Source organism: Candidatus Defluviilinea proxima (assembly GCA_016721115.1).
Classification (GTDB): Bacteria; Chloroflexota; Anaerolineae; order Anaerolineales; family Villigracilaceae; genus Defluviilinea; species Defluviilinea proxima.
Map to the genome: position 1 here is coordinate 852,191 of JADKIW010000001.1, position 11,944 is coordinate 864,134.

Consider the following 11,944-nt stretch of genomic DNA (forward strand, 5'->3'; position numbering starts at 1 on the left):
TTTCAAATCCATGGAAGTAGGTGTAAGATGGGACGTCTTTACCCAAAAAATATTGTAACGAGGATTAATGTATGACAAATTCTTCTATTCCCGCAGAGGAAGTCCGTTTTTTTAGTGGCAGTTCAAACAAAGCACTTGCCGCAAATATCGCAAGCGATCTTGGTGTTCCACTGGATGACACCCACATCACCCGCTTTAGCAACGACAACCTTTATATCCAGCTTGGCGCCACAGTGCGCTATCGCCGTGTGTATATCGTGCAGTCGCTTTCACAACCGGTCAATGACCATTTGATGGAACTGTTGATGATGCTCGATATTGCGCGCGCCGCCGCGGCCACAGAAGTCCATGCTATCATCCCTTATTATTCATTCGGCCGCTCGGACAAAAAAGACGCCGCCCGTATTTCCATCACAGCCCGCCTCGTGGCAGACCTGTTGAAGACCGCCGGAGCTACGCATGTAATGAGTATGATGCTTCACTCGCCTCAAGTGCACGGCTTTTTCTCCGTTCCGACCGATCCGCTAAGCGCTCGCCCGGTCTTTAGCGAACACCTTGAAAAACGCGACCTGAGCAAGCACATCGTCGTAGCGCCGGATATGGGCTCAGCCAAGTCTGCGGCACGTTTTGCAAAAAGCCTGAATCTGCCGATCGCGGCAGGAAACAAGGAACGCATTTCCGATACACAGGTAAAGATCAGCGGATTGGTGGGCAACCAAGTCAACGGGCACAAAAGTGCATTGATCTATGATGACGAGATCGCCACCGGCGGCTCCATTGACGAATTAAGCCGTGTCTTGATCGAAGAAGGCGTGGAGGATATTACTGTCGTCTGCACACACGGCGTATTCACACGTGGAGGTCTGGAGAGACTGGCGGCTCTCCCAGAGATCACCGAGATCGTCACAACAGATACGGTCCACATCCCGCTGGAGAAACGCCATCCGAAGTTAACCGTGTTATCCGTTGCGCCAGTCTTTGCGGATGCGATACGACATAACCTCAATCACGAATCCATCAACGATCTATTTGTATTTGGAGATTGATCATTGATTGTAGGGGCGAGGTCTTCTCGCCCCACGTGCGCCATTCAACATAATGGGCGGGGAAACCCCGCCCCTACAGAACATGTTCGAACAATTAAAATCCCGCGCACGCGCGTTGAAGAACGAAGCCTTCGCAGTGTACCTTGCGGCGAAAGATCCGCGCACACCCTGGTATGCAAAGGCTTTGATCTTTTTTGTGGTGGCACACACGTTCAGCCCCATTGACCTAATCCCCGATTTCATTCCCATCCTCGGTTATCTCGATGATCTCATCATCACGCCAGGCGGATTATGGCTGGCTGTGAAGTTGGTCCCTGCTGAGGTGTTGGAAGAAGCCCGGGAAAAAGCGAAGCAGGCCAAAGGTCCAGAAAGAAGCGTAGGGTATATCGGAGTCGCTGTCATCATTCTGGCGTGGATCATTGTCCTGATCGGTGTCCTTCGTCTTATAAAATTCTAACCCTGATGCATATAATAGAAGTAACGGAGGCTCACATGATTGGAAAACCTATGCAAGATGCAATGAACGAACAGATCAACAAGGAAATGTTCTCGTCGTACCTGTACCTTTCGATGGCGGCGTACTTTGAGGACAAGAACCTGCCCGGCTTCGCGAATTGGATGCGCACCCAAGCGGACGAGGAACGCGAGCACGCGATGAAGTTCTATGATTTCATCCTCGAGCGCGGCGGACGTATCCAACTGAAAGCTATTGACGCGCCGAAGACAGAATGGACCTCGAACCTAGAAGTGGTTGAAGAAATTGCCGCACACGAGGCCAAGGTGACCACATCCATTTATGCGCTGTATGAACTGGCGTTGAAGGAAAAGGATTACCCCGCGCAGGTGATGTTGCAGTGGTTCATCAGCGAACAGGTGGAAGAAGAGAAGAACGCGGCAGAGATCGTTGCCAGTCTGAAGATGATCGAAGCACGCGAAACCGCTGTGTTGCAACTCGACCATCGTTTGTCGAAACGCAAAGGCGAGTAGCTTACAATTGACCCTGAGGATTTCCTCAGGGTCTTTTTATTCTGCCTGAACGAAACATGGCGCTTCGACTTCGCTACGCTCCGCTCAGCGCGAGAGACAGTCTATGAAAACATTTCTCATCTACGGTTCGTATGGATACACAGGTCAACTCATTGTGGAATTGGCAACGAAAGAGGGGATGCGCCCCATTCTTGCCGGGCGTGATGAAAAGAAATTACGCGCACAGGCGGAACAATACAACCTCGAATGTCGCGCGTTCTCACTTGATGAAACAGACAAATTGGATTCTGCCTTGCTCGAAGTGGATGCGGTGCTTCATTGCGCCGGTCCGTTCGTGTTGACGTTCCGTCAGATGGCGGAGGCATGCATTCGCACGAAGCGTCACTATGTGGATATCAGTGGAGAGATTGAGGGCTTCGAGGCATTGGCAAAGATGAATGATGAAGCAAAGCAGGCAAACATCATGCTCATGCCCGGCGGCGGGTTTGATATTGTCCCATCTGATTGTCTCGCGGCATATATGCATCAACAATTACCCACAGCCACACACTTCCGTTTGTTCATTCGCGGTGTTGGTGGTGGAGTCTCGCGCGGCACGGCGCTATCGGGCATCGAGAACATGCATCGGCAAGGACGTATCCGCAAAGATGGGAAGATCGTGCAGGTACCACCCGCATGGCAAGTCCTTGAACAGGATTTTGGACGCGGCCCCACAAAATGTGTTTCGATCGGATGGGGCGATGTCTCCACTGCATATCACAGCACCGGCGTGCCGAACATCGAAACATATTTCGCAGTAAAGCCCAGTGCCATTTTTGTATTGCAATTAACACGCGTTATCGGACCTTTGCTCTATACCCGAATCGCACGCAACATTCTACAATGGGTCATCCGTTGGGCGAATCCGCACGGGCCTACGAAAAAGCAAAACGAAACAGGATTCAACCTGATGGTCGGAGAGATGCGTAACGCAGATCAAGTTGTGCGTGCAAAGTTGCGAGTCCCTGAAGGTTATCGCATCACTGCATTGACCACCATCGAGATCATGAAACGCATTTTGAATGGCAACTTCAAAACAGGATTTCAAACTCCATCGCTCGCGTATGGCGCAGACTTTATCCTGCAATTCGATGGAGTGGAACGAGAAGATTTAACTTGAGACGAACAGATCGACCTACACAATCAACCACCATATCGAACTCGCTCATCCAACGCGCATTCAAAGATGGCAACCCGGTTGTCGATATCGACCATGCTGTTTTCATTTGGGAGGGCGACTCCGCGCCACATCTGATCGGGGACTTTAACCAATGGGATTCGGAGCCCAAACGATTCAAACGCGTCTCTCCTCGACTGATCCCTGATACAGCGAAATCGATCTGGTCTTGCACCCTCAGCCTTCCGCGCGATGTGTATGTGGAATACACATTCCATGACCCCGTTTCACAGAAGAACTTCCTCGACCCTCTCAATAAAAAAAGTGTCAACAACGGCCTGGGCGGGCGCAACAATTATTTTTACATGCCCGAGACCATGCCATCTCCATTCGCCATGCGCCGCGCAGATATTCCCATCGGCGCGTTGACGAGTCATGTTGTGGATACAGGCATGCTCCGCGATGATTACGAGCGCACCATCTATTTGTATCGCCCGCCGGTCAAGGAGCCTGTCCCATTGTTAGTTGTCTACGACGGACAGGATTATCTTCAGCGCGGGAAACTTCCCACCATCGTGGCAAACCTGATCGCCGATAAACGCATCCGCCCGATCGCGATGGCATTCCTTCCCAGTGGCGGACGCTGGCGCAGTGTGGAATATGCCTGTTCCGATGCCACACTCCATTGGGTGGAACAGTTCGTTCTACCTGTAGCGAAAGAACAACTCAACTTATTAGATATAAAACAATATCCCAGTTCCTACGGTGTGCTGGGAGCATCAGCCGGTGCATTGATGTCCCTATATACAGGCTTGCGCATGCCGGATATTTTCGGGAAAGTATTGAGCCAGTCGGGCGTCTCTTCAATGGATGGTCGCGACTTTGCAACTGTGGATCTCGTGCGCCACAAACACGCACATGAGCTTCAGATCTGGATGGATGCCGGCAAACTGGAATTTTTATTGGAAGATAATCGGCGCATGTCCGCTTTATTGAAAGAGAACGGATACAACGTCACATACCGTGAGTTCTCTGGCGGTCACAACTACACCGCATGGCGTGATGATATCTGGCGCGGATTGGAAGTGATGTTCCCGTCGCAAGGTTAGCCTATAAGCAGCTGGTACTTTTTTCAAAGCCAACGTACAATGCATGGATATGATCCTTGCCACACTTTGTTACGTCAAACACGAGGGGAAGACCTTGATGGTCCACCGCAACAAGAAACCCAACGATATTCACGAAGGCAAATGGAATGGTTTGGGAGGAAAGTTCGAGGCGGGGGAAACGCCTGAGATGTGTGTCAGACGTGAGGTCCAGGAAGAGGCGGGGCTTTTCATCCACAAACCCCAGTATCATGGATTGCTTGTCTTCACGAATTTCAAAGGCAACGATTGGTACGTCTTTGTTTTTACGGCAAAGGATTTTGAGGGGGAACTGAGCGCATCTTCTCCTGAGGGGAGGCTAGAGTGGGTGGACGATGACAAGCTCACCAGTTTAAACCTATGGGAAAGTGACCACATCTTTTTGCCGTGGCTCGAGGAGGGAAAGATCTTTTCAGCCAGGTTTGCTTATGACGGGGATGTAATGGGCGAGTACGAGGTTGTTTTTCACTAAACGGTTTTACGAAACTAAAATCGCCTCAGCTTCCACTGGGTTGAAGCCTTCAGGCCAGATGGTTTCAGCCGTATAGGTGGCTTTGCCGAGGTCGGCATCGGAAAGATTGGCTCCGCTCAAGTTAGCATTGCTTAAATTTGACGAATATAAAAAGGCTCCGCGCAAATCTGCATTGCTCAGGTCGGCATTGCTTAGGTTGGCGTTGTTGAGATCAGCCTTGGAGAGTTTCGTCTCACTGAGGTCTACCCGGATCAAGATGCATTTGTTCAAGTCTGCGCCGGTCATGATGCTTTTGCTCAGGTCGGCATCTTGCAGATTGCTTTTGTTGAGGTTGGCCCCAGTCAATATCACCTTGATGAGTCTGGCTTCACTCAAGTTCACTTCCACCAGACGGGCATCACTCATATCAGAGCCGCCCAGGTTCGCCCTTTGAAGGTTGGCGCGGCTGAAATTGGTTCGGATAAGTTTTGCGCCTCTCAGGTTGGCATCGCGCAAGTTGGCGTCGCTTAGATTTGCCTGCCCCAATTTGGCGCCACCCAGGTTGGTGTCGCTTAAGTTGGCACCTTCGAGGCTGGCCCCGGTAAAATCTCCGCGCATCATATTACTTTTACTGAGATTGATCTCTGTCAGGGTGGCTTCGCTCAAGTTGGCGTCGCTCAGATCTGATTCGATCAATTGCGCACTGGAAAGAACCGCTCTGGTTAGGTTGGCTCCACTTAGAACGACCCCTCGCAGGTTTAAACCACGCAAGTTCGCCCCGCTCAAGTCCGCATTTGCCAGCCATAGTGGGCCAGGACGATTGATCAAATCATAGAGTTCATAGTGAGAAAATTTCATTTTGCACCTCTAATGCCAGCATATGTTACCCAACGGGTTGATTATAGACTCTGTGCCAGCATGAGACAAGTTCCAATTTAGGGCAAAACCCATCTGCGAAAATCGAATACCGGGCACAATTTCGATGTAACTCACATCATACACCTTACTAACTTGCAAGATTCGTTCTTTTGTTAAGTCCCTATAAAGTATGGCGGTTAACTCGGTGACTATAATCCGTGTTACTTGTAATGAGATTGTTATGAATAGAAAACGCGAACCTTTCGAAATTCTCCGTGGGTTGGGCCTGATGTTCGTTTTGGGGGTGGCGGCATTAATGGCTGTGCGTTTGCAATTACTCTTCCCTCGTTCGGTCATTGTATGGTTGGGTGAAAGCCCTGACCCACAAAAAGCTCTAATCGCTTTCAGCGCAGTGTTCAGCAGTGGACTTTTGGCACTCCTGCGGCTTGGAATCGAAGTCCCGCCGTTCAAACCGATCGTGGCATCTGAAACAGTGCGGACTTTCATTACCGGTATCCCACTTGGAGTATTGGCTTTAATCTTCAGCATCTCACTCGGCGCGTTGGTGATCGTCTTCCCAGCCTGCCAACCACCAAACCTCGTAAATTTCAGCGTGCAGGGACGGGACCAAATCTACCGCCCAAACGATACACTCACAGCATCGCCTGATGAGTTTCTTGCCGTCACTGCCGCACCATTTGAGAAGGATGCCATCCTTTCTTGCAAATGGCAGTACATTGGAGAGACGTTCGAAACGATCGGCTCAAGCAGTGGCTGTGAAATCATTGTCAAGTTGTCAGGAGAGCCCGGGGTCGGCATGTTGACCCTACAAGCCTCCCAGGATTTCTGTAATCAGAGTTCTGTGTTTTCACTCAACGTGCAAGTTATAAAGCCATAAAGGGGCATCGAATGTCAAGCAAAATCGCTTTACTCCTTTTCGCCTCGTTGTTCCTCGTGGCCGCCTGTGGAAACGTAGCAACGCCCACGAACACAGTGTCCATCCTGCCCAAGGATTGCAAGATGCAGGTCAACCAGCAAATGCCATTCACCTTGGATGGCGTTATTTCACCGAATGCGGTTGTCAGTTGGGAAGCAAGCGCAGGAAGTATTTCCTTTGCCCCTCCTGGACTGAATGCTTTCTTCACGGCTCCTTCTCAACCGGCAGTTGTCACTATTTCAGTGACCATTTCTTCAGGGACGCCCAGCGTACAGATCCCCATTACACATCAATGCATTGTGCTGGACGATAGCGCATCAACAGGGAACAATACTGTACCAACAGATGTTTCCGTCATTCCTATTTCTGTAGTGACCACTCAACCGACCATCATCATTAGCGAAGTGATGGCAAACCCATGCGGCGGTATCGAGTTCAAAAAGTGGAATGAATATGTTGAACTTTACAACTTCGGCGATCAACCCGTGGACGTGAGTGGCTGGTGGCTTACCGATACCGGCGGAACTGGCTCCCCCGATCAGATCGTATCGTGGGCCCAACGTAACCCTGCCAAGCCTCTGGCGGGCAGTCTCATTTTGAGTTCAACCATCATCCCTTCAAAAGGATATGCCTTGATCCTCTCGCCAAGCTATGCCGATGGCGAATTCCCTTACGCACAACCGTATGCGATCTCTGCCAACACTGTCATCCTGACAGCGGCAGAAAGTCGTTCACTTGGCGACGATGCATCCAGCATTGTCGGTGACGGAGATGGGCGCGACGTGCTTGTCCTTTACAAGGGTGGCCCCAGTGTCATCCAAGAGACTATCTCAACATATGGCACACCCAAAGCGGCGCAGTATGTCACAGATGTGAAAGATAACTATCTTGACAACCTGCCTCTCGACCTGCACGAATGTTCTTCCATCGAGCGCATTATTCCTACGGTAGCCGATAGCGAAGATAACTGGCGTGAGGTCCCGTATGGATCGCCAGGAGAGGCTCCATACTAAACATACGGCAGTCACCGTAAAAGTGACTGCCGTTTTTTGTGAAGATGTATATAATGAACCTATGACAGTACTTTCTGGTAAACATATCGTGTTAGGCGTAACAGGGTCCATTGCCGCATACAAAGCTGTAGACCTGGCATCCAAACTCACGCAGGCTGGCGCACAAGTAGATGTGATCCTTACAAGCTCAGCACAAAATTTCGTCACGCCGCTCGCCTTTCAATCTGTTACGGGACGACGCGCATATACTGACAAAGACTTGTGGGGAAATGAAGCGCATGTTTTGCATGTAAGCCTCGCTCATCATGCCGACCTGCTTGTCATCGCCCCATGCACCGCCAACACGCTTGCCAAACTCGCGCACGGACAGGCGGATACGTTACTTACTGTGACAGCGTTGGCGTCCACGTCTCCGCTCTTCATCGCGCCCGCCATGGACGGTGGTATGTTCGATCACCCTGCGACTCAAGAAAACCTGGACACCCTCCGCAAACGTGATGCAACCATCATCGAACCTGCAGAGGGACATCTCGCGTCAGGGCTCACGGGAATCGGACGTCTGCCCGAAACATCTGAACTCATCGGACACATCCGCCTCATTCTTGGACGCCGAGGCCTGCTCGCCAATAAAAAAGTTTTAATCACCGCTGGAGGGACTCAAGAACCACTTGATCCCGTCCGCGTAATTACCAATCACTCTTCTGGTAAGCAGGGATATGCTCTCGCTCAAGCCGCATTGGACGCTGGCGCAGAAGTTACATTGGTTACAACTCCCACGAAATTAACACCACCAGTTGGTACAATGGTCGTCCACGTGCAGACCGCAAAGCAAATGCTGGATGCTGTGTTGAAGGAATTTCCTGAAAGCGATGTGTTGATCATGGCCGCGGCAGTGGCCGATTTTCGTCCAAAAGATATTGCGGAGAATAAGATCAAGAAAGAAAGTGGTATTCCGCAGATAGAGCTTGAAGCGACAGAAGATATTTTGAAAGCAGTGGCAGGCTTACGGTCCAAAATGAAGCGAAAACAGGTTGTGGTTGGGTTCGCGGCAGAGTCCCAGAATCTTCTTGAAAACGCTTCAAATAAGTTACAATCCAAGAAACTGGATTTGATCGCCGCAAACGACATTTCCGCCGCCGATGCCGGATTCTCTGTCGAGACCAACCGCATCACACTTTTATTTGCCAATGGGCAAAAGGAATTATTATCCTTGATGAGCAAGACCGAAGCGGCCGAGATCATTGTGGAACGCGTTGCGGCGCTGTTGGAGTGATATGCGCATTTTGGTAATATCTGATATTCATGCAAATTACACCGCGTTAGAGGCCGTGCTCAAAGATGCAGGCCCGGTGGATGAGACGTGGTGCTTGGGGGATATGGTTGGGTATGGGCCTGACCCAAACGCTGTGGTGGAGGAGATTCGGGATATCCCCAACCTTGTTTGTATTCTCGGCAATCATGATATGGCCGCCATCGGAAAAATTCCGCTGGATGTGTTCAATGGTGATGCACGCCGTTCGCTTGAATATCATGACAAGGTACTCACCGCCTCGAACATGGACTTTTTGAAATCATTACCTTCCAACTTGAAGGTACGTGGCGATGTGAGCATTGTGCATGGAAGCCCGCGCGATTCGGTTTGGGAATATATCTTGAACACGCTTTCGGCGCGTTTGAACTTCGATCATTTCACAACGCCTTGGTGCTTTGTGGGACACTCGCATTTGCAGTGCATGTTCCAATTGGACACGAACACAGACCGTGTGAGTCTTGCTCCGATCCGCTCGGGCGAACATTATATGTTGCGTCCTCGGGCGATCTTGAACCCTGGCTCGGTGGGCCAGCCACGTGACCGCGATCCACGTGCCGCGTATGCCATTTACGACACAGAGGGAAATATCTGGGCACCGCGTCGCGCGGCATATAACATCCCCGAGGTACAACAACGCATCCGCGATGCAGGCCTGCCTGAGAAACACGCGATACGGCTTGCTGAGGGGTGGTAGCCTCTACTTGCTTTCGACACATCCCCATTTTCTGCTGAAATTCTTCAGAAAATGGGGATGTGCTGTATATGGGGGTTAGGAACTTTCTTTTGGACGATTCGTCTATAAAGTGAAATCATCTTATATTCATGAAGGAGTAGAAAAATGAAAAGGACTTTGATCACGATCGCACTGACAACTGTGGTTGTATTATCGCTGGTTGGCATTGCATCCTATGGGGTCTTCATGCCAATGGGTGGTAGCTCTTTTAGCAGTGTTTCCCGCAGTTTGGATGGAGGCTATGGCGGAGGTTCACCTGAGATCATGATGGCTGAGGCGCCTGCCGCTGCCCCAGCGATGGACTTCTACGCTACAGACTCTGTTGCTTATGAGGAAACAACTGCCACATCCAACTTAGCCGAGGGAGAACGTCTCATCATCCAAAATGTGGACATGAGCATCGTTGTCATCGACCCGAAGACTCGCATGAAAGAAATTTCGGATCTGGCTCTCAAGATGGGCGGCTTCGTTGTTTCATCGAACTTGTATCAATCCTCTTACGGGCCCAATGAGATCGAAGTACCGGAAGGTAGTTTGGTGATCCGTGTGCCAGCAGATAAACTTGATGAAGCTTTAGCATCCATCAAGGAAGGTGCGATTGACGTCAAATACGAGAATCGTTCCGGACAAGATGTGACCAGCCAATATGTGGATTTAGAGTCCCGCCTTTCGGCCAAGAAAGCCGCTGAAAAGAAACTGCTTGAGATCCTTGACCAATCTGAGACCACAGAAGATACGTTGGCTGTTTATACCCAGTTGCAACAGATCCAAACTGAGATCGAAGTACTGGTTGGACAAATGAAGTACTACGAAGAATCCGCTGCCCTTTCAGCGATCAGCATTACGCTGGTAGCAGAGGAAAAGGTCAAACCGATCGAGGTTGGCGGCTGGAAGTTACAAGGTACAGCCAGTGACGCCGTGCAGGACCTGATCAGCTTCACGCAAGGTTTCGCTCGTTTCCTGATCCGCTTTGTTCTTTCCTATCTTCCCGCTATGATCTTAATCGCCGTTCCATTTTACGGAATCTTTATCGGTGGACGCGCAGTGTATCGCAGGGTCAGAAAATCGAAGGCATTTACGAACGACGAGAAGTAGTAAGTTCACAAATTCATCTGAAAGACCGTCAGAAATGGCGGTCTTTTTTATTCCGTTCTGGGCGGTATAATCCTCGTAATGGAAAAACTCATTCACGATGCGCTGGAATTATTCAATGTCCATGTGACCGGGCGACAGGTGATGTCGCTCATCACATACGAGAAAGAATTAATGGAATGGAATCAGAAATTCAATCTGACCGCCATCCGTGACGTGGAGTCCATCCGCACAAAACATTTTTTGGATTCATTCTCATGTGTTCAGGCATGGAAGGCCAATCCGCCAGGTCGCTTAATTGACGTGGGGACTGGTGCTGGTTTCCCGGGGCTGGCGCTCAAGATCCTTTACCCGAACATGAAATTGACATTGGTCGAGTCGGTGGGCAAGAAAGCCATGTTCTGCCAGCACATCGTCAGCACGCTGAAGCTGGAGGATGTGGATATTGTCCACAAGCGTGCAGAGGACTTGGGGCAAAACTCAAAGCACCGTGAACAATACGATTGGGCGGTGGCACGCGCAGTGGCGCAACTCAATGTATTGAGCGAATACTTGATCCCGCTGGTCAAGATCGGCGGACGGATGCTCGCGCAAAAAGGCGAAACCGGACCCGCCGAAGCGCAGTCCGCAGAGAAGGCGATGAAATTATTGGGTGGGAAATTGGAGCAGTTGATCCCGGTCAATTTACCGGGGGTAGCCGATGATCGTTATCTTGTGATCGTGGAAAAGGTTGCGGCGACGCCGCCGAACTATCCGCGCAAGCCGGGGATACCGACGAAACAGCCGTTATAAATTCTGTAGGACTGGCAGCTGCCAGTCCCTACGTTATCAACAATTTTCTTCTACAATCGTGATCGTATCTTCCTTGTTGGGGATAATGCAAAGGAACTCGAACGGTTCTTCGCCGGTATTCTCATACGAATGAATCGCGCCTTCGGGGATAAAGACTACATCTCCTGTTCTGACGAGATGGGTCTCATCGCCGATGGTGATGGTCGCTTCGCCGCGCAGGACGTATTGCTCGTGTTCGAGCGTGTTGGTGTGGCGCGGCATCCCACCTCCCTTTTGCATGGAGAACTTCCGCAAGGCGAAGTTGGGACCTTCCTGTGATGAGATGAGGACTTGAATGGTCGTGTCTTTACCTGCGGCTACATTTTTTGATTCGACATCTTGGGAATGTTTAACGGGCATGGGATAACTCCTTTTAGAGTTCG

Annotated in this window: 14 protein-coding genes; 12 read left to right on the forward strand and 2 right to left on the reverse strand. The window is 50.5% G+C overall.

The annotated features are described in order from the left end of the window. The first annotated feature begins 71 nt into the window (after nucleotides 1-71). The 6 genes from IPP66_03945 to IPP66_03970 all read left to right on the forward strand — a co-directional run bounded on the left by IPP66_03945 (nucleotide 72) and on the right by IPP66_03970 (nucleotide 4,806). Complete coding sequence (locus tag IPP66_03945) at nucleotides 72-1,046, forward strand: ribose-phosphate pyrophosphokinase (protein MBK9924423.1); 975 nt, start codon at nucleotides 72-74, stop codon at nucleotides 1,044-1,046. An 82-nt stretch (nucleotides 1,047-1,128) separates the two neighbouring features. Continuing rightward, entirely contained in the window at nucleotides 1,129-1,503 is a 375-nt protein-coding gene (locus IPP66_03950) for a DUF1232 domain-containing protein (GenBank protein MBK9924424.1), read from the forward strand. 35 nt (nucleotides 1,504-1,538) lie between these two features. Beyond that, on the forward strand, nucleotides 1,539-2,033 hold the full coding sequence (locus IPP66_03955) for a ferritin (GenBank protein ID MBK9924425.1): 495 nt from the start codon (nucleotides 1,539-1,541) through the stop codon (nucleotides 2,031-2,033). Between the two features lie 103 nt (nucleotides 2,034-2,136). Continuing rightward, a complete protein-coding gene (locus tag IPP66_03960) occupies nucleotides 2,137-3,192 on the forward strand; it encodes a saccharopine dehydrogenase NADP-binding domain-containing protein (GenBank protein ID MBK9924426.1) in 1,056 nt (351 codons plus the stop codon). Then, nucleotides 3,189-4,298 carry an esterase family protein gene (locus tag IPP66_03965; GenBank protein MBK9924427.1) on the forward strand — a complete coding sequence of 370 codons (1,110 nt, stop codon included), beginning with the start codon at nucleotides 3,189-3,191 and terminating at the stop codon, nucleotides 4,296-4,298. Before IPP66_03960 ends, IPP66_03965 begins: the two co-directional genes overlap by 4 nt. A gap of 49 nt (nucleotides 4,299-4,347) precedes the next feature. Beyond that, nucleotides 4,348-4,806, forward strand: a complete 459-nt coding sequence (locus IPP66_03970) for an 8-oxo-dGTP diphosphatase (protein ID MBK9924428.1) — start codon at nucleotides 4,348-4,350, stop codon at nucleotides 4,804-4,806. Nucleotides 4,807-4,812: 6 nt separating this feature from the next. On the opposite strand, the gene IPP66_03975 is transcribed toward IPP66_03970, so the two are convergent. After that, nucleotides 4,813-5,643, reverse strand: coding sequence for a pentapeptide repeat-containing protein (locus tag IPP66_03975; GenBank protein MBK9924429.1), 831 nt, complete (start codon nucleotides 5,641-5,643; stop codon nucleotides 4,813-4,815). Nucleotides 5,644-5,884: 241 nt separating this feature from the next. Here IPP66_03975 and IPP66_03980 point away from each other — a divergent pair, with 241 nt between their 5' ends. The 6 genes from IPP66_03980 (at nucleotide 5,885) to rsmG (ending at nucleotide 11,522) form a co-directional block, all read left to right on the forward strand. Next, nucleotides 5,885-6,541, forward strand: a complete 657-nt coding sequence (locus tag IPP66_03980) for a hypothetical protein (protein MBK9924430.1) — start codon at nucleotides 5,885-5,887, stop codon at nucleotides 6,539-6,541. 11 nt (nucleotides 6,542-6,552) lie between these two features. Then, complete coding sequence (locus IPP66_03985; protein MBK9924431.1) at nucleotides 6,553-7,593, forward strand: lamin tail domain-containing protein; 1,041 nt, start codon at nucleotides 6,553-6,555, stop codon at nucleotides 7,591-7,593. A 61-nt stretch (nucleotides 7,594-7,654) separates the two neighbouring features. Then, a complete protein-coding gene (coaBC, locus tag IPP66_03990; GenBank protein ID MBK9924432.1) occupies nucleotides 7,655-8,866 on the forward strand; it encodes a bifunctional phosphopantothenoylcysteine decarboxylase/phosphopantothenate--cysteine ligase CoaBC in 1,212 nt (403 codons plus the stop codon). A 1-nt stretch (nucleotide 8,867) separates the two neighbouring features. Then, on the forward strand, nucleotides 8,868-9,599 hold the full coding sequence (locus IPP66_03995) for a metallophosphoesterase family protein (protein MBK9924433.1): 732 nt from the start codon (nucleotides 8,868-8,870) through the stop codon (nucleotides 9,597-9,599). 144 nt (nucleotides 9,600-9,743) lie between these two features. Next, nucleotides 9,744-10,733 carry a DUF4349 domain-containing protein gene (locus IPP66_04000; protein ID MBK9924434.1) on the forward strand — a complete coding sequence of 330 codons (990 nt, stop codon included), beginning with the start codon at nucleotides 9,744-9,746 and terminating at the stop codon, nucleotides 10,731-10,733. Between the two features lie 78 nt (nucleotides 10,734-10,811). Further along, nucleotides 10,812-11,522: a 16S rRNA (guanine(527)-N(7))-methyltransferase RsmG gene (gene rsmG, locus IPP66_04005; protein MBK9924435.1), complete on the forward strand. Its 711-nt coding sequence runs from the start codon at nucleotides 10,812-10,814 to the stop codon at nucleotides 11,520-11,522. A 36-nt stretch (nucleotides 11,523-11,558) separates the two neighbouring features. Here rsmG and IPP66_04010 read toward each other — a convergent pair whose 3' ends face one another. Then, complete coding sequence (locus IPP66_04010; GenBank protein MBK9924436.1) at nucleotides 11,559-11,921, reverse strand: cupin domain-containing protein; 363 nt, start codon at nucleotides 11,919-11,921, stop codon at nucleotides 11,559-11,561. Nucleotides 11,922-11,944 lie beyond the last annotated feature (23 nt).